The organism is Pseudomonas sp. GW821-FHT02A11 (assembly GCF_059421985.1).
Genome location: NZ_JBWKWB010000013.1, coordinates 13,804 through 33,167, shown reverse-complemented (window position 1 = coordinate 33,167; position 19,364 = coordinate 13,804). Strand labels below are relative to the sequence as shown.

General features: G+C 60.9%; 11 protein-coding genes. 7 read left to right on the top strand and 4 right to left on the bottom strand.

Annotation, left to right across the window (positions count from 1 at the left end; genetic code table 11):
• Positions 1–19: 19 nt before the first annotated feature.
• The gene (locus AC07V9_RS18510; protein ID WP_495017106.1) at positions 20–1,375 is read right to left on the bottom strand and encodes a TolC family outer membrane protein; all 1,356 of its coding nucleotides are present in this window, start codon (positions 1,373–1,375) and stop codon (positions 20–22) included.
• A 420-nt stretch (positions 1,376–1,795) separates the two neighbouring features.
• On the opposite strand from AC07V9_RS18510, the gene AC07V9_RS18505 reads away from it, so the two are divergent.
• A complete protein-coding gene (locus AC07V9_RS18505) occupies positions 1,796–7,558 on the top strand; it encodes a retention module-containing protein (RefSeq protein ID WP_495017105.1) in 5,763 nt (1,920 codons plus the stop codon).
• A 374-nt stretch (positions 7,559–7,932) separates the two neighbouring features.
• On the opposite strand, the gene acnB is transcribed toward AC07V9_RS18505, so the two are convergent.
• A complete protein-coding gene (gene acnB, locus AC07V9_RS18500) occupies positions 7,933–10,533 on the bottom strand; it encodes a bifunctional aconitate hydratase 2/2-methylisocitrate dehydratase (protein WP_495017104.1) in 2,601 nt (866 codons plus the stop codon).
• Positions 10,534–10,971: 438 nt separating this feature from the next.
• Between acnB and AC07V9_RS18495 the strand changes: the two genes are divergently transcribed.
• Complete coding sequence (locus AC07V9_RS18495; RefSeq protein ID WP_495017103.1) at positions 10,972–11,439, top strand: DUF1289 domain-containing protein; 468 nt, start codon at positions 10,972–10,974, stop codon at positions 11,437–11,439.
• A gap of 153 nt (positions 11,440–11,592) precedes the next feature.
• Here the strand turns inward: AC07V9_RS18495 and AC07V9_RS18490 are convergent, their stop codons facing one another.
• On the bottom strand, positions 11,593–12,468 hold the full coding sequence (locus tag AC07V9_RS18490) for a universal stress protein (protein ID WP_495017102.1): 876 nt from the start codon (positions 12,466–12,468) through the stop codon (positions 11,593–11,595).
• A 208-nt stretch (positions 12,469–12,676) separates the two neighbouring features.
• Here AC07V9_RS18490 and AC07V9_RS18485 point away from each other — a divergent pair, with 208 nt between their 5' ends.
• Complete coding sequence (locus AC07V9_RS18485) at positions 12,677–13,282, top strand: MiaE family protein (RefSeq protein ID WP_495017101.1); 606 nt, start codon at positions 12,677–12,679, stop codon at positions 13,280–13,282.
• Between the two features lie 48 nt (positions 13,283–13,330).
• On the opposite strand, the gene AC07V9_RS18480 is transcribed toward AC07V9_RS18485, so the two are convergent.
• Positions 13,331–14,002 (bottom strand): class I SAM-dependent methyltransferase, encoded by a 672-nt coding sequence (locus tag AC07V9_RS18480; RefSeq protein ID WP_495017100.1) that lies wholly within the window; start codon positions 14,000–14,002, stop codon positions 13,331–13,333.
• 267 nt (positions 14,003–14,269) lie between these two features.
• On the opposite strand from AC07V9_RS18480, the gene AC07V9_RS18475 reads away from it, so the two are divergent.
• From AC07V9_RS18475 to AC07V9_RS18460, 4 genes are all read left to right on the top strand, one after another.
• On the top strand, positions 14,270–14,743 hold the full coding sequence (locus AC07V9_RS18475; protein WP_495017099.1) for a MarR family transcriptional regulator: 474 nt from the start codon (positions 14,270–14,272) through the stop codon (positions 14,741–14,743).
• Positions 14,740–16,260 carry an efflux transporter outer membrane subunit gene (locus AC07V9_RS18470; protein WP_495017098.1) on the top strand — a complete coding sequence of 507 codons (1,521 nt, stop codon included), beginning with the start codon at positions 14,740–14,742 and terminating at the stop codon, positions 16,258–16,260. Before AC07V9_RS18475 ends, AC07V9_RS18470 begins: the two co-directional genes overlap by 4 nt.
• A 10-nt stretch (positions 16,261–16,270) precedes the next feature.
• On the top strand, positions 16,271–17,545 hold the full coding sequence (locus AC07V9_RS18465; protein ID WP_495017097.1) for a TolC family protein: 1,275 nt from the start codon (positions 16,271–16,273) through the stop codon (positions 17,543–17,545).
• Between the two features lie 63 nt (positions 17,546–17,608).
• Positions 17,609–19,141, top strand: a complete 1,533-nt coding sequence (locus AC07V9_RS18460; protein WP_495017096.1) for a DHA2 family efflux MFS transporter permease subunit — start codon at positions 17,609–17,611, stop codon at positions 19,139–19,141.
• Positions 19,142–19,364: the final 223 nt, after the last annotated feature.

The following is a 19,364-nucleotide window of genomic DNA, read 5'->3' as shown; positions in this document are numbered from 1 at the left end:
CGCTCTACGCGCTACATCGTTACTTCAAGTCGGGCAGCCGGGCTTCGCTTTTGACTTCTGTCAGAGCGACTGCGGCAGTTGGCAATACGACACGCGCCTTGCTTAGCAGCTCGCCTTCAGTGGCCAGCACGCGATACATCGAATATTCCTCGGTGTAGCGCAGCTCGGTGTAGCGGCGGGCGGCGTTGTACAGCTCGTTTTCGCTGTCCAGAAGGTCAAGCAGGGTGCGTTGACCCAGGCCGAACTGGTCCTGATAGGCGGCACGAACCTTGGTGGTGGTTTCGGCGTATTCACGGGCGATCGGGGTCTGTACGCGGGCGTTGTTCATTGCGTTCCAGGCCAGCGACAGGTTTTCGTTGATCATGCGCAACGCGTTGTTGCGGATGTCCATGGCCTGGCCGGTCTTGTAGGCGTCGGAGTTCAGGCGGGCCTTGTCACGGTTGCCGTTGAACAGGTTGTAATTCATCACCACCGCGGCGCGCCACTCGTTGTCGTGGCCTTCTTCGCCGGCAATGTTGTTGTTCGCGCCCACGGCGAGCTCGCCGTCGAAACGGGGGTAGAACGGCGACTTGGCCACCTCGTACTGCTTCTCGGCGGCATTGACATCGGCCTGGGCCGATTTCAGAAACGAGTTGTTGACCAACATGCTTTGGCGGGCATCGCCGAGAGTCTTGGGGACCTCGCCCTTGATCGAAGGGGGCGCTTCGAGCTCGTCTGGCATCCTGCCCACGGCGCTGAAGAAGTTGGCTTCGGCGTCGGCCAGATCGACTTGAGCGGTGTAGAAATTGTTCTCGGCCAGCGCGCGACGAGCCTTGGACTGATCGCTGTCGGCGTTGCTGCCGATGCCACGATTGGTACGCAGGCCAATCTGGTCGTTGATGCGCAGGTGCGCCTGCAGGTTGTTCTTGGCCAGGTCCAGCAATTCACGGCGCTTGAGCACTTCGAGGTAGACCTCGATGGCCCGCAGGGCCAGGTCCTCGGAGGTGCCACGCAGGTAGTACGCCCGGGAATTGACCACCGCCTGAGTGCGGCCGACTTCGTTCTTGGTGTTGAAGCCGTCGAACAGCATCTGACGCAGGCGCAGTTCAGACTGGGTGTAGTTCAGCGTTTCTTCGTTGTGGTTGCCGAAGGCCCGGGTGGTAGGGCTGTCGGTGTGCTCGCGCCCGTAGGCTGCCACCAGATCAACGGTCGGAAGATAGCCTCCCTTGGCGACTTTCACGTCTTCGTCTGCCGACAATCGGTTGTTCAGGTTTGAATGGATTTCGGGGTGATTGTCGATGGTGTTCTGAATCGCCTGATTCAGTGACATGGCTTGCGCTTGGGCGCAGGCGACCGCCAACACAACTGCACTGTAGAGCGGGGTCAAATCGCGCATGGAGCTTCTCCCTGGATTATTGTCGTGCTGCTAACGCCAAAAAACCGGCGATAAGAGCTGTTAAAACCGTATCAGGTTTGTAACATCAGAGCTAAGAACAACTTTTGCAAAAGCTCAGACGTTTTTTTCATATCCTTTATTCCAAAAAAAACTTATGCCATTTGGCCAATCCAAGCGAATGTTGATTTCAGGAAGGACCTGTATTCAAAGCCTTACAAGCGTAAAAAGGTCTTTTTTTAGTGATTCAACGGAAATTTGACGGCGTACGCTCAAGCGGTTTTCGAGCAAAAACTTGAAATGATTCAGCGACATAAAATTGTCGTTGATAGCCAGCTTCAGACCTTTTCTGTGCGCTGATAGAACATTTTCTGTTGGATTCGTAACATTTTCTGATCCGGTATTTGCAGCAAGGGAGTGGACATGGCCAAGTTGATCGGCACGGTTAAGCAGGTGGTGGGCGATGTTTTCGCGGTGGCGAGCAACGGCACCCGACGACTGGTCGTCGAGGGAGACAGGGTCTACGCGGGCGAACAACTGCAAACCGGTCCAACAGGCGCGGTGGCGGTGCACCTGGCTCAGGGCGGCGAACTGACCCTGGGCCGCGACAGCAGCATGCCGCTGACACCGCAGATCCTTGCCAACCACGCCACCCACGTCGATACGCCCGACGCGGTGTCGCCCAGCCAGCAGCTGGCTGATGTGCAGCAGGTGCAGACGGCGATTGCCGCTGGCGCCGACCCCAGCCAGGTCACTGAAGCCCCCGCTGCAGGTAACGCCAATCCCGGCGGCTCGCCCTCGGCATTGGGCGGCGGTCACAGCTTTGTCCTGTTGACTGAAACCGCAGGCTCCGTGACCCCGGTTATCGGTTTCCCCACGGCGGGTATCAACCCGGCCTTTATCATCCCCGAGCTCGAGGTTGGCCTGTTCGATAACGGCACGCCTGACGCCACTTTGCCGCCGATTGTGGTCACGCCTCCCGATGAACCACCGGTCGTGATCCCTCCCGATGAACCACCGGTCGTGACCCCTCCGCCTGATGAGCCGCCGCCACCGGTGGACAATGGTGTGACTCTCGGCGCGAGCGACGTCACGCTGAGCGAGGCAAACCTGGCCGACGGCAGTACGCCCAACCCTGAGGCGTTGACCCAGAATGGCGTCATCAAGGTTTCGGCCCCCGATGGCCTGCAGACCCTGACCATCGGCGGCATCGAGGTGGTGACCAATGGCGTGGCGATCACCTCGCCGCAATCCCTTACCCTGCCGTCAGGCAACACCCTGACCATCCTCGGCTACAACCCGGCCACCGGCGAAGTCACCTACAGCTACACCCTCAACGGCGCCCAAACCCACAATCAGGGCGACGGCACGATCAATAACGAGCAGATCGCCGTGCACGCGGTGGACAGCGATGGTGATGTGGCGGACGGCAACATCAACGTTCACGTGACCGACGACACGCCTCTGGCCAATCCCGATATTGGCTACGTCAAAGAAGGTGGGGAGACCAGCGGTAACATCCTCGCCAATGACCAGGCGGGGGCCGATGGCCCTGCGGCAGGCGGGTTGATCGTGGGCGTGCGCGCAGGTGGCGACACCTCGACCGCTGTGAATACGGGCGTCGGCACCGTGATCCAAGGCCTGTACGGCAACCTGATCGTCGATGCCAACGGCAACGCCTCGTATCACGCCAACCCCAATTCGGGCGGCACCGGCGACGCGCAGGATGTGTTCACCTACACCATCCGCGATGCCGACGGCGACACCAGCACCACCACCGTGACCGTCAACGTCTATCACAACGACGGCGTGATCATCGGCGGCAGCGATTGCAACCTCAGCGAGGCCAACCTGCCTGATGGCAGCGATCCTAATGCGACTGCGCTGACCCAGACCGGCACCCTGAAAATCACCGCGCTCGATGGCCTGCAAACTCTGACAATTGGCGGCATCAACGTGATCGAAAACGGCGTGGTCAACGCGCCGCAATCGACCACCTTGCCATCGGGCAGCACCTTCACGGTCCTCGGCTACAACCCGAACACCGGGGAAGTGACCTACAGCTACACCCTCAATGGCGCGGAAACCCACAATCAGGGCGACGGCACTGTCAATAATGAGCAGATCGCCGTGCACGCGGTGGACAGCGATGGTGATGTGGCGGACGGCACGATCAACGTCCATGTGACCGACGACACGCCTCAGGCCAACCCCGACATCGGCTACGTCAAAGAAGGTGGGGAGACCAGCGGCAACATCCTCGCCAATGACCAGGCGGGGGCCGATGGCCCTGCGGCAGGCGGGTTGATCGTGGGCGTGCGCGCAGGTGGCGACACCTCGACCGCTGTGACTACGGGCGTCGGCACAGTGATTCAAGGCCTGTACGGCAACCTGATCGTCGATGCCAACGGCAACGCCTCGTATCACGCCAACCCCAATTCGGGCGGCACCGGCGACGCGCAGGATGTGTTCACCTACACCATCCGCGATGCCGACGGTGACACCAGCACCACCACGGTGACCGTCAACGTCTATCACAACTCAGGGGTGACCATTGGTGGCGGTGATTGCACGGTCGATGAGGGCAACCTGCCTGACGGTTCTCACCCCCATCACGATGCGCTGACCCAGCCCGGTACGATCAACATCGGCGCGCCGGATGGTCTGCAGACCCTGACCGTGGGCGGCATCAACGTGATCGAAAATGGCGTCCCGATTACCTCGCCACAATCGACCACCCTGCCGTCGGGCAGCACGCTGACCATCCTCAATTACAACCCGATCACGGGCGAGGTCAGCTACACCTACACCCTCAATCATGCGGAAAACCACAATCAAGGCGACGGCTCCACGCTCAACGATCAGATCCCCGTGCACGCGGTAGATAACGATGGGGACGTTTCCGACGGCAGTGTCGTGGTCAAGATCGTCGACGACACGCCGCAAGCCCATTGCGATATCGGCAACGTCGCGGCAGGCGGGGAGGTCAGCGGCAATTTGCTGCTCAACGACTCGGCGGGCGCGGATGGCGCAGGCGCCAGCGGTCTGATCGTCGGCGTGCGTGCCGGCGGCGACACCTCGACTCCAGTGACCAGTGGCCTGAACACCGTGATTACCGGGTTGTACGGCACCCTGATCGTCGACAGCCAGGGCAACGCGACTTACCACAGCAACCCTGCGCTGGTCGGGCCGGACGGCGAGCACGATGTGTTCACCTACACCATTCGCGACGCCGACGGCGACACCAGCACCACCACGGTTACCGTCAACGTCGCGCCACCCTGCCCACCGGTCGCGTGCGACGACCACGACGTCACCGTGAAAGAAAGCGCGCTGGACACCCATCAGGACGGCAAGGACCTGGCGCCCGGCAATGTCACTGGCAGTCATCCGTCGTCCACCGCCGAAACCGGAACCGGCACGGTTGCCGACTCGGCCCATGGCGGCTATGGCGCGCTGACCTTCAGCCTGGCGGGCGCCAGCAATGGCACGGCGCAAGGCCAGTACGGCGTGCTGCATCTGAATGCCGACGGCAGCTATACCTACACCCTGACTTCGGCGCCGAAAACCACACCGGCCGCCAACGATGGCCCGAACATCACCCACGACACCTTCAATTACACGGTCACCGACTCGCTGGGGCATTCGTCCACCGCGCAGATCGTGGTCAACATTGTTGACGACCAGCCAAAAGCGGCGTGCATCGACAAGACCGTAAGCAGTGAAGGGGTCAACACCAACCTCATGCTGATCGTCGATAACTCGGCGAGCATGAACGAGGCGTCGGGTGTTAACGGTTTGTCTCGTCTGGGCCTGGAAAAACAGGCGATCATCGAGCTGCTGAACAAGTACGAAGCCTTGGGCGATGTGCGTGTGCAACTGGTGACGTTCAACAGCCAGGCGCACATCGGCAGCAATGAGTGGGTCGATGTCGCCACCGCCAAAGCCATGGTCAACGCGCTGCAAGCGGGCAACGGCACCAATTACGACGCGGCACTGGCAGCGGCGCAGCAGGCGTTCGTCGAGAAGGGCGCGATCGCGGGCGGGCAGAACCTCGCCTACTTCTTCTCGGACGGCAACCCGACCACCTCGCCGCAGCATTCGGACCCCAGTCATGTGCCGAGTCCGGCCCGGGGCGACGGCATCGACGCGAACGAAGAACAGGCCTGGACCACGTTCCTCGACAACCATCACATCAACGCCATCGCCATTGGCGTGGGCACCGATGTCAGCAGCACCTACCTGAATCCGGTCGCCTGGAACGGCGCCACCGGCAGCAACGCCAATGCGCTGATCGTCACCGACCTCGGCCAGTTGAACGTGGTGCTCAGTGGCACCGTGCAGGGCGGGATTCACGGTAGCCTGCTGGAAGGCGGCAGCTTCGGCGCGGATCAGGGTTTCATCAAGTCGGTGAGCATCGACGGCACCACCTACACCTTTGATCCGAAGGCGGGCCACAACCAGGGCGGCGTCACCAGCAGCGGCGGGGAGAACCATGGTAGCTTCAACAGCCAGACCCACACCCTGACGATTGTCGGCGAAAACGGCACTCTGGTGCTCAACATGAACACCGGCGACTACAGCTACACCCCTGCGGTCGGGGTCAATCATGAAGTCACCGAAAACATCCATTACGTGCTCAGTGACAACGACGGCGACCTGGCATCGGCCAACCTCAGCGTGCACATCGTGCCGCCGCCGGTGTACGACGCGCCGATCGCCGTGGCTGACAACGTCATCACCAACCTAGGCGGGTCGAGCATCGTCATCCCCGGCGCCGCCTTGGCGGCGAACGACGTGCCCGGCAGTGGCGGCGCACTGACGGCCACACCGACCACCTTCAACACCGGCTGGACAGCCAAGGGTGTGGACTTCACCGCCTCTTCGGCGAAAACCATTCAGTTCTCCGGGACCCAGGACAAGTACAGCAACCAGCTGAAAAACCTCGAGCGCAGCGACTTCTTCAACACCACCGCCACGACGGCGATGCTGGTGATCAGCGGCTACCTGGGAGCGGTCAACGGTGCGCCTTCCAACGCGCAAGACCTGTACAGCGTGCACTTGAAGGCCGGTGAAACCGTCACCGTCGACCACAACCTGACCAACGATGTGCTGGGCATGGCCTGGAAATTCGAGGACGGCGCCTACCACGGCATCGCCGACGGCGGAACCTTCACCGCGAGCGAAGACGGCGTGTACCGCCTGATCGTGGTCAATCAGGCCGATGCGGGGGTGAGAGAGCACTACAACCTGAACCTGACCATCGACTACGCCGCAGTCAATACCACGCCGGACGTGCACAGCACCTACACCGTGACCGACCCGCATGGCGGCAGCAGCACGGCGGCGGTGAACATCGCCCATCAGGATGGCCATGTGGTGCTGGGTACGACCGGGGATGACGTGCTGGTCGGCGCCGCAGACAGCCAGCTGCATGGCGGTGACGGCAACGACGTGCTCGTGGCAGGTCCTGGCAATAACGAGCTGTTTGGCGACAACGGCAACGACATGCTCTTCAGCGGGCCGGGCAACGACCTGCTCGACGGTGGCGCTGGCAACAACACCGCCAACTACTCGCTGGCCACTGCGGGCGTGACCGTGAGCACCGCCGAAACCGGGCCGCAACACACCGGCGGGGCGGGGATCGACACGCTGGTCAACATCGACAACCTGATCGGCTCGAACTACGACGACCACCTGACCGGTGATCAGGGCAACAACATCCTCAATGGCGGGCTGGGCAACGATGTCCTCAACGGCGGCGCGGGTGATGACATCCTCATTGGCGGACCGGGCAACAACACCCTGACCGGCGGGCCGGGTCATGACACCTTCCTGTATCAGGCGGGCAATACCGGGCATGACACGATCACCGATTTCAACTTCGGGATCGACAAGCTCGACCTGTCGCAGCTGTTGCAGGGGGAGCATGGCGATGCGAATTCGCTGGAGAACTTCCTGCACTTCAGTGTCAGTGGCAGCGGCGCTTCGCTGGTGTCGACCATCGATGTAAGCAGTGTGGCCGGTGGTGCGCCGACTCAGACGATCGATCTGGCGGGCGTCAACGTCGCGCAGCAATACGGGGTGGCTGCGGGTGCGGGTGGGGCGATTGCGGGCGGGCATGATACGGCATCGATCATCAACGGGATGTTGGGGGATCACTCGTTGAAGGTGGATACGGTTTGAAGGTTTGGCTGGTTGATTGAGGCTTTCGGCTTGCGGTGTGCCGGGAACACCGCACCATTTTTTTGGGGCGCCTACGTTTGGCCTGCACCCAAGGCTCTTTGTTTGGCCCCGGTCGCTGTAGGAGCAGTCGGAGGTTACGACGGCCGCGAAAGCGGCGTACCTGACACTTTATCGCCAGTTGACCCACCGCCTTCGCGGCCGTCGTAACCTCCGACTCCTCCTACACGCTCGGCGGTGGGCCCAATCAGGCAGAGCCTCGTCAGGGCACTAAAAACACCGAATCAGCAACGGTGTCCGAGCCACTAAAATCCGCTCAAGAAACCCCATAAAAAAACCCCACCGAAGTGGGGTTCTTTCAACGCAGTGTCTCGATCTTACGCTTGAACAACCGGAATGTTGGCGTTCGCAGCGGATTCACGGAACTCGGCGATCTGGTCGAAGCTCAGGTAGCGATAAACATCGGCAGCCATGCTGTCGATCTTGCCCGCGTACTCCATGTACTCCTCGACGGTCGGCAGGCGACCCAGGATCGATGCCACCGACGCCAACTCGGCCGAAGCCAGGTAAACGTTCGCGCCATCGCCCAGACGGTTCGGGAAGTTACGGGTGGAGGTCGATACCACGGTGGCGTTCGGGTTCACACGTGCCTGGTTACCCATGCACAGCGAGCAGCCCGGCATTTCCATGCGCGCGCCAGCCTTGCCGTAGATGCCGTAATAGCCTTCTTCGGTCAGTTGGTGAGCGTCCATCTTGGTCGGCGGCGACAGCCACAGACGAGTAGGCAGCTGACCCTTGACCTGATCCAGCAGTTTACCGGCAGCGCGGAAGTGGCCGATGTTGGTCATGCACGAACCGATGAACACTTCGTCGATCTTCTCACCAGCGACGCTGGACAGCAGGCGGGCGTCGTCCGGGTCGTTCGGCGCGCAGAGCACAGGCTCCTTGACGTCGGCCAGGTCGATCTCGATGACTTCGGCGTATTCGGCGTCCTTGTCGGCTTCCAGCAGCTCTGGATTGGCAATCCAGGCTTCCATCGCCTTGGCGCGGCGTTCCAGGGTGCGTGGGTCGCCGTAGCCTTGCGCGATCATCCAGCGCAGCAGGGTGATGTTGGAGTTCAGGTATTCAGCGATCGACTCTTTGGACAGCTTGATGGTGCAACCGGCGGCCGAACGTTCTGCCGAGGCGTCGGACAGTTCGAAGGCTTGTTCGACGGTCAGGCTTTCCAGACCTTCGATCTCCAGGATGCGACCCGAGAAGGCGTTTTTCTTGCCTTTCTTCTCGACGGTCAGCAGGCCTTTCTGGATCGCGTAGTAAGGGATGGCGTGAACCAGGTCGCGCAGGGTGACGCCCGGTTGCAGCTTGCCTTTGAAGCGGACCAGGATCGATTCGGGCATGTCCAGCGGCATGACGCCAGTGGCTGCAGCGAACGCGACCAGACCGGAACCGGCCGGGAACGAGATGCCGATCGGGAAACGGGTGTGCGAGTCACCACCGGTACCGACGGTGTCCGGCAGCAGCATGCGGTTCAGCCAGCTGTGGATGATGCCGTCGCCCGGACGCAGCGAAACGCCGCCACGGGTCATGATGAAGTCAGGCAGGGTGTGGTGGGTCTTGACGTCGATCGGCTTTGGATAGGCCGCGGTGTGGCAGAAGGACTGCATCACCAGATCAGCGGAGAAGCCCAGGCACGCGAGGTCTTTGAGTTCGTCACGGGTCATGGGACCGGTGGTGTCCTGGGAGCCGACGGTGGTCATCTTCGGTTCGCAGTAGGTGCCCGGACGGATACCGTCGGTGCCGCAGGCCTTGCCGACCATTTTCTGCGCCAGGGTGAAGCCCTTGGTGCTGGCAGCCGGAACTTCAGGCAGCTTGAACAGGGTCGAAGGCGGCAGGCCCAGTTCGGCGCGTGCCTTGCTGGTCAGGCCACGGCCGACGATCAGCGGGATACGGCCACCGGCGCGGACTTCGTCCAGCAGCACTGGGGTCTTGAGTTCGAACGTGGTGATCACTTCGTCGCTGTCGTGCTTGGTGACCTTGCCTTCGTACGGGTAAACGTCGATCACGTCGCCCATGTTGATGTTCGAGACATCGAATTCGATTGGCAGAGCGCCGGCGTCTTCCATGGTGTTGTAGAAGATCGGAGCGATCTTGCTGCCGAAGCAGAAACCACCTGCGCGCTTGTTCGGCACGTAAGGGATGTCGTCACCGAAGAACCACAGGACCGAGTTGGTCGCCGATTTACGCGAGGAACCGGTACCGACCACGTCACCGACGTAGGCGATCGGGAAGCCTTGGCCGCGCATTTCTTCGATCTGCTTCATCGGGCCGATGGCGCCTTGCACGTCAGGCACGATGCCTTCGCGGGCCATTTTCAGCATGGCCAGGGCGTGCAGCGGGATGTCGGGACGCGACCAGGCATCCGGTGCAGGCGACAGGTCGTCGGTGTTGGTTTCGCCGGTGACCTTGAAGACGCGCAGGCTGATCTTGTCGGCCAGGGTAGGGCGCTTCTGGAACCATTCGCCGTCAGCCCAGGACTGCAGCACGCCTTGAGCGTGTGCGTTACCGTTTTTGGCTTTTTCAGCGACGTCGTGGAAGGCGTCGAACATCAGCAGGGTGTGCTTCAGTTGCTCGGCAGCGACAGGCGCCAGCTCGGCATCGTCCAGCAGCTCAACCATGGTCACGATGTTGTAGCCGCCCTGCATGGTGCCGAGCAGTTCGACAGCGCGCTTCTTGTCCAGCAGAGGGGAGGAGACTTCGCCCTTGGCCAGAGCGGAGAGGAAACCGGCCTTGACGTAGGCAGCTTCGTCAACGCCCGGTGGAACGCGATTGGTGATCAGGTCAAGCAGGACAGCTTCTTCGCCAGCCGGTGGATTTTTCAGCAGCTCGACCAGGCCTGCGGTTTGTTCGGCGTTAAGCGGCTGGGGCACGATACCCTGGGCGGCACGCTCTTCGATGTGTTTACGGTAGGCTTCAAGCACAGTATTACCCTCATCAGTGGTCCCAAATGGGTGTCCGGGACGCTCATCCGGAAAAAGTCCGCGACCGTGCATATCAAAACTTTTTGAGTTTTCAGGCAGGAAGCTGACGATCTCCAACAGAAGCTGTTTTCAAAGTTTTACGCCTGCATGAACGGCTCTGGGAGGGAGGGGACGCAGGATTACGCCTGCGTCGAACCGTACTGCGGGGTAAGGCTCCATAGGCAAAGTGGCGCTTGCCGACTTTGCGTACAGATCCTGGACTGTGCTCGTGACGCTTTGAAAACAGCTTCCAACGGACATTGGCGCCTTAAAAGGCCCGGTGATTCTACGGCAAAAAAAGGCAGAAGGTAAGTTAGCCCCTACATCTTCAGGGGTGTACCCCGTTAGACAAAGGGCTAACATGCAGGCCTGTTTCGTCCGCTGCCGTGTTTTTCCGCCATGCCCAATCACATCATCAAGACGCCCTGCGTGGGCCTGTGCTCCACCGTTTACGGGGATCTCGTGTGCCGGGGGTGCAAGCGCTTCCACCATGAAGTGATCCACTGGAACGGCTACAACGAGGACGAAAAACGTGCGGTGTGGCTGCGGCTCGAGCAATTGCTGGTGCAGGTGATGACCGCCAAGGTCGAGGTGTTCGACCCGGCCTTGCTGCGTCAGCAGCTGGAGCAGCGCAAGATCCGCTTCGTGCCCCAGCAATCGGAATATTGCTGGGCTTATCAACTGATTGCGCGCGGCGCCCGGGTCATCAACAACGTTGAAGCCTACGGCATGGTGCTGATGCCCGAGTTCCGCGACTGGCCGTTGCCTGATCTGCGCGATGCCATTGATCGGGAGTTTTTCCTGCTGTCGCAGGCCCACTACGAGCGCTACATCGCGCCGGGGTTTTTGAACGATGCGATGGGCTGATCGCCAACAATTCTGCCCTGTGGGAGCGAATTCATTCGCGATGCGGTCGTACTTCGACAGAGGTGTATCGGATGAGCTGGCCTCTCGCGAATGAATTCGCTCCCACAGGTCTCATGATTGCTGGGCACTCCTCGATGTGGGTTGCACGTTGAATCAAACCCGCGCCAGCTGCTGCTCCAGATGCGCCAGTGCTTCTTCGCTTTTCAGCACCAGCACATCACTTTCCAATGAATCGAGCACCACTTCGGCGGTATTGCCGATCAATGCGCCAGAAATCCCCGTTCTGCCCACGGTCCCGATCACTGTCACCGCGGCATTTAAATGATGGGCCGTGTAGGGAATCAACACGTCAGCGGGCCCCTCGGCGATGTGCAGGTGTGCATCATTGATGCTGAATTCAGTCTGAAATGCCTTGCACTGCTCGCGGTACTTGCCGTCGATGGTCGGGGACAGCTGATACACCGGGTTCGCCGCCGAGAGCATGGGCGAGGGGTGCGCTGCGATCACATGCAGTTCACCGCCCGCCATTTCCGCAATGCGCACGCCGTGCCTAACGATGCTGTAGTGCAACGCGTTGTGCTCGCCGTCCGGGTTGCCGACGTCCACCGCCGCGAGAACCGCGCCGCCTTTCCATGGTCGGTCGGTTTTAACCATCAGCACGGCGCAGGGGCAGTGACGCAGCAGTTTCCAGTCATCGGGCGTCAACAGGGCCTTTTTGAGCGCGCCATCGGGGAAGTGCTGTTTGATCACCAGATCAGCGCCCTGAGCCTGCTGAACCTTGACGATGGTCTGATGGGTGCTTTCGTGCCAGTCCTGTTCGGTGGTGACCTTGATGTCCTTGGCTTCGAGCACGTGCTTGAGGTCAGTCAGCAGTTCGCTGTGATCCAGTTTCTTGTCGCACACCAGCAAATGCAGGCTGGCGCCCGTGGCGCGTGCAATCAGGCAGGCGCGGGGCATGGCCAGATTGGCAACCTGATGGGTCTCGGCACGGGGTTCGATGATCACCAGAATCCTGCGCATCGATTGCATGAGCTGATCTCCCTGGAAAGCTGCACGAAGCGTTCGACCATGGGCGGGCGTTGACTGTTCGCTGTTCAACCCTCGCTGTTCAACTATAGTTGCCCGCCGCCAATCGTCGCGTTGATCGGCGTCACGGCTTTTGCGCACGAAGGCACTGGCTCTGCGCAATCAGCCCCGTATAATGCTGCGCCTTGCCCAGCCAGCCAGTTGTGAACCCATGCAGATTTATCCAGACGTCGACGCCTTTTTGCTGTGCCCCACCCCGGACAGTTGGGTGCAGGCCGCCCTGCAGAACCTGGATATTCTGCTGATCGATCACGCGAACAATGAGAAGAAAGCCGCCGGCGCGGCCTTCCAGTTCATGTTCCAGTACAACGACAAGTTCGACCTGCTGGCCAAGATGTCGCGCCTGGCCCGCGAGGAGTTGCGTCACTTCGAGCAGGTGATCGGCATCATCAAGAAACGTGGCATTCCTATGGCCAACATCAGTTCGGCGCGCTACGCCGGGTCATTGCGCAAGCTCGTGCGCACCCACAACCCGTTTCGCCTGACTGACGCGCTGGTCGTCGGCGCCATCGTCGAGGCCCGCTCCTGCGAGCGTTTCGCCGCACTGGTTCCGCATCTGGACGCGGATCTGGCCAAGTTCTACGCCAGCCTGCTCAAATCCGAGGCGCGGCACTTTCAGGATTACCTCAAGCTCGCCTACCTCTATGGCGATGCTGCGGACGTTGACGCCAAGATCGAAGAAATTCGCCTGGCCGAACGCGAACTGATCGAAAGCCCGGATGAGGACTTCCGTTTTCACAGTGGTGTTCCGGCCTGATTTGAGTGCGACGCCCGGCAGCCGGGCGTGGGGGGACAGGAAAACTGATCAGCGAACGCGCTGAATCACGTAGCTGTTCTCGAAGCCGCGTACGCAGCCCTGCACGTGGAAGTCCTTGAAATAGCCAGTGGCCCGCAGCAGGTCGACGGCCGGCCCGACTTCTGGCGAATGCAGGTAATCGGCATAGTCGTCAAATACGACGAACCCACCAGGCACCACACTTGGGGAATACAGCAGGAAGTCCAGCAACACGTTGCGTCCGGCGTGGCCGCCATCGATGTGCAGCAACGCCACTTTCGGATTCAGGTTGTAGAAGCGTTCGGCACACAACTCCGAATACCCCCGCAGGATATGCGCGTTGGGCAGCAGGGCATCCTTGTAATGACTGAACTCCTCGAACTGATTGGGCAATTCGAACGGATCGATGCCAATGACGCGACGTTCCCGGTTGCAGACTTCGTTCATCAGCACCAGCGATTTGCCTTTCCAGACGCCGATCTCGACCACGTCTCCTGCGATACCCTCGATCAGCAGTGATAGATAGCCCAACAAGCGGACGTGATCGTGGAAAGAGAGTTCGCGGCGTGGCATTGCGCGCTCGGGAGGCAGTGTGGCCTGGGCTTGCTCGAAGTGTGCGCCGATCAGGTCCCAGACCTGTGCAACGCTGTCACTCAATTGCGGGTTGCTGATGAAATCGTTGAGGTCCTGAAGAGTAATCATCTGTCTCGACTGCTTCGGATAAGAGTGCAGACGTGCGCCATGGCACGCCGAAGAGCCACTACGAGCGGCCAACTGATGATAGGCGTCGATTTTGGAAAGTAAAAGTGCGGAAAATCCTAATGCGTCGCCGCCGCCCCGAGCTCAACCGTCCGACGAACACGTTTTTCCAGAACTCCGCAGCTTAAAAAATGTTTCATTGTGTGTTTGCTGCCTAGGCAGTAATATCACCCAAAAATCACTGCTTAGGCAGATAGTGGGTAACTATCAATGGCTCATTTCACTCCCGAGACTTTTCAGAACAGCCTGCTGGGCATGCTGATCGGTCGCGCCGACTTGTTGAAAAACCGCATCCTGGACAAGCACCTGGTGCCCTACGACCTCACTGCCCAACAGTTCAAGGTTTTGGTCATCGTGGCCCTGTACGGCGCCGAAACCCCGGCCGACCTGTGCCGTTCGCTGTGCCTGGACAGCGGCTCGATGACCCGCATGCTCGATCGACTGGAGCAGAAAGATCTGCTCGTGCGCACCCGTTCGGAATCGGATCGTCGACAGGTGCGGCTGGTGCTGACCGAATCAGGCAAGGCGCTTTCCGACCTGCTGCCGCAGATCGGCGCCAAGGCCATGAACGAGATGGTGGGCGTACTGGAAGATGACGAACTGACCCTGCTGGAGAAGCTGCTCACCAAAGTGCTGGTGGCGGCGGCCGATCCGATCACTCTCGCGCGGATTGCAGCAAAATGAACATCCAACGCCAGCAGGGCCCGGCCCTGCACAGCTCCCCCGGTTCATCCCGACGCACAGCGTTGAGCCTTGTATTCGTCGCGCTGGTCATGGCCGGTTGTGCCAATTCCAAAGGCTTGAACACCGAAGGCGTCGGCATCGATGCCAACAGCCTGCAGGCCGGACAAAGCCTGACCGGCGTCACCCTGTCGCCTGCGGCCTGGCCCAAGCGCGACTGGTGGACCCACCTGGGCGATGCGCAGCTCAACGGTCTGATCACCGAAGCCCTGCGCGACAGCCCGGACATGCAGATCGCCGCGGCGCGCACCCACCAGGCCAGCGCGGCAGCCTATGCCGCCGACGCCGAGCGGATGCCGACCGTCGATGCCAGCGCCACCGTCAGCCGTTCTCGTCTGGCCAGGGATCAAGACCCACTCGGGGAGGGCAGCCGGTACAGCACCCTGCGCAGCCTGGGTGGCAGCTTTAACTACAATTTCGACCTGTGGGGCGGCCAACGCGCCGCCTGGGAAGCGGCACTGGGCCAGACCCGCGCCACTGAAATCGACCAGCGCGCTGCGCAGTTGACCCTCGCCGCCGACGTCGCCCGCGCCTACAGCGATCTGGGTCAGGCCTACGTCGTTCGCGACCTGGCCGCCGATGACCTCAAGCGCACCCGGCAATTGCTGGAGCTGGGTGCTCGTCGCTTCAAGTCCGGCATCGACAGCCAATACCAGTACCAGCAGACCGAGAGCCTGGAAGCCAGCTCCCGCGAAGCCTTGGTCGACGCCGACAAACGCCTGCGCACTGCGAAAATCGCCTTGGCCGTATTGATGGGCAAAGGCCCGGATCGTGGCGAAGAACTGGCCCGGCCGAACGTGCTCAAGCCTGCCGTCGTGGCATTGCCTTCCGTGGTGCCTGCCGAATTGCTCGGTCGTCGCCCGGATCTGGTGGCCGCGCGCTGGCGAGTGGAGGCCGCGAGCAAGAACATCGAAGTCAGCAAGACCAACTTCTACCCGAACCTGAACCTCAGTGCGTCGGCGGGCATGGAGTCGTTGCTGGGTGATGCGATGTTCGGCTCGGCCAGCCGCTTCTTCAACGTTGCGCCGACCCTTTCGCTGCCGATCTTCGATGGCGGCCGTCGTCGCGCCGACCTCGACGCCCGCGATGCCGACTATGACCTTGCTGTTGCGCAGTACAACAAGAGCCTGGTCCGCGCCTTGGGCGATGTCAGCGACGACATCGGCCAGCTGCACTCGATCGAAGGTCAGATCCAGGCCCGTCAACAGGCCACCGACGTGATTCAGAAGTCCTACAACACCGTAGTCCAGCGCTATTCATCGGGGATCGGCAATTACCTCGACGTGCTGACTGTGGAGCAGCAACTGCTGCAGTCGCAACGCCAACTGGCTGATCTCAACGCGGAACGAATCGATCTTTCGATCCAGTTGATGCAGGCCCTGGGGGGAGGCTTTGAAGAGAGCAAGCCCGGCGAAAATGCCGCCCCGGCCGTCCCGTCAACTGCTTCGCTGACTCATTAAGGTAATCGTCATGGCCACTGCCACTCACGACAACGCAAACGAACCAAACAACGACGCTCAGCAACCGGACGAGCAGAAAACTCAGGGCGAGCAAAAAGATCAGAAAGCCGCGCAAGGTCAGCCGCAGAAAAACCCGCGCAAGCGCAAGCTGCTGCTGTTCTGCCTGTTGATCCTTGTGATCCTCACGGGGATTGGCGTATGGGCCTGGTATGAAATCTATGGCCAGTGGTACGAAAGCACCGACGACGCCTATGTCAACGGCAACGTGGTAGAGATTACCCCGCAAACGACGGGTACGGTGGTCAGCATCGGCGCCGACGATGGCGATCTGGTCCGCGAAGGTCAGGTCCTGGTGCAGTTCGATCCGAACGATGCCGAAGTCGCGCTGCAAAGTGCCGAGGCGAATCTGGGCAAGGTGGTGCGTCAGGTACGCGGCCTCTACAGCAATGTTGACGGCATCAAGGCGCAACTGGCGGCTCAGCGTGCCGAGGTCAAACGCGCACAGGACAACTACAACCGTCGGCGCAATCTGGCGGCGGGCGGGGCGATTTCCCAGGAAGAGCTGTCTCACGCGCAGGATGACCTGACCAGCGCGCAAAATGCCCTGAACAACATCCAGCAGCAACTGGTGACCAGCACCGCGCTGGTGGACGACACCAACGTGGCCTCCCATCCCGACGTCAAGGCTGCGGCGTCGCAACTGCGTCAGGCCTACCTGAACAATGCCCGCGCCACATTGATCGCTCCGGTGACCGGCTATGTTGCCAAGCGCACCGTGCAACTGGGCCAGCGTGTTCAGCCGGGCACTGCGCTGATGGCCGTTATCCCGCTGGATCAAGTGTGGATCGACGCCAACTTCAAGGAAACTCAACTGGGCAAGATGCGCATTGGCCAGCCGGTGGATATCGAGGCCGACCTTTACGGCAGCGATGTGAAATACAGCGGCACCGTCGACAGCGTCGGCGCTGGCACAGGCAGCGCGTTCGCCCTGTTGCCTGCGCAGAACGCCACGGGTAACTGGATCAAGATTGTGCAGCGCGTGCCGGTGCGGATTCACATCAACCCCGATGAGTTGAAGCAGAACCCGCTGCGCATCGGCCTGTCCACGGTGGTCGACGTGAACCTGCACGACCAGAGCGGTCCGGTACTGGCGCAACAGCCGCCCAAGCAGGCGTCGTTCACAACGGATGTCTACGTCAAGCAACTGGCTGAGGCCGACACGCTGATCGGGCGCCTGATTCATGAAAACAGCGCATCCGGCCCGGTCAAGGCCGCTCAGCGCTAACCCGCCAATCCACTGGCCCCGACCCTCGCGTCGGGGTCACGCCCGAGACTCAAAGGATTCGCGATGAGTAACAACGCTCCCGCTTCTTTCACGCCGCCCAGCCTGGTCTTGAGCACCATCGGCCTGTCGCTGGCGACGTTCATGCAGGTGCTGGACACCACCATTGCCAACGTGGCCTTGCCGACCATTTCCGGCAACCTGGGGGTAAGCTCGGACCAAGGCACGTGGGTCATTACCTCGTTCGCGGTCAGTAACGCTATCGCCTTGCCCTTGACTGGGTGGCTGAGTCGGCGTTTCGGTGAAGTGAAGCTCTTTATATGGGCGACGCTGCTGTTCGTGATCGCCTCTTTTCTCTGCGGTATATCAACGTCAATGCCTGAACTCGTGGGGTTTCGCGTGGTGCAGGGGTTGGTCGCAGGCCCGCTGTACCCGATGGCGCAAACCTTGCTGATTGCCGTCTACCCCCCGGCAAAGCGCGGAATGGCCTTGGCGCTGCTGGCGATGGTCACGGTGGCGGCGCCAATCGCGGGGCCGATTTTGGGCGGCTGGATCACTGACAGTTACGCGTGGCCGTGGATCTTCTTCATCAACGTGCCCATCGGCCTGTTCGCCGCCGCTGTGGTGCGCACGCAACTGGCCGCGCGCCCGGTGAACATCATTCGCCAGCCGATGGATTACATCGGGCTGATCACCTTGATCATCGGCGTGGGAGCGTTGCAGGTCGTGCTCGACAAAGGCAACGACCTGGACTGGTTCTCGTCGAACTTCATCATCATAGGCAGCGTGATCTCGGCGATTGGCCTGGCGGCGTTCATCATTTGGGAACTCACCGACGAACACCCGGTGGTGAACCTGCGGCTGTTTTCGTTCCGCAATTTCAGGGTCGGGACCATCTGTCTGGTGCTGGGCTATGCGGGTTTTTTCGGCATCAACCTGATCCTGCCGCAATGGTTGCAGACCCAGATGGGCTACACGCCCACTTATGCCGGGTTGGCGGTGGCGCCATTGGGGATTTTGCCTGTGCTGTTGTCGCCGTTCGTGGGCAAGTACGCGCCAAAATTCGACCTTCGGCTGTTGGCCGGGATGGCGTTTCTGGTGATTGGCGCCAGTTGTTTCATGCGCTCGAATTTCACCAGCCAGGTGGATTTCTACCACATCGCGATGGTGCAGCTGTTCATGGGGGCGGGGATCGCGGTGTTCTTCATGCCGACCTTGAGCATCCTGCTGTCTGACCTGCCGCCGTCACAGATCGCCGACGGCTCGGGGCTGGCGACATTTCTGCGAAACCTGGGCGGCAGCTTCGCGGCGTCGCTGACGACCTGGATCTGGATTCGTCGGGCGAACATGCACCACGCGTACCTTAGCGAAAACGTGAACACTTACGAGCCGACCACCCGTCATGCGCTGGATACGCTGGGCGGGGCGAGTAACCAGGCCTATGCGCAGCTCGACAGCATGGTCACCAGCCAGGCGTACATGATGTCGACGGTGGACTACTTCTACATGATGGGTTGGGGATTCATGGCGCTGATTCTGGTCATCTGGCTGGCCAAACCACCGTTCGCCGCCAAGGCCGGGCCCGGGGCGGGGCATTGAGTCTCGTCGCTTTCCACGGCCGAACGCATAACCTGAAGCAGCACGGTCTGTCGGCGGTAGCGATTTTGATGACGCCAAAGCCGGCATGGGACTGGGATTGTGAGGCGTGACGGGCACAACCTGTGGGAGCGAATTCATTCGCGATACGGTCGCGCAACCGACACCTATCTATCGGCTGTGCCGGCCCATCGTCGGAATGCCGCCCAGAATGAATTCGCTTCCC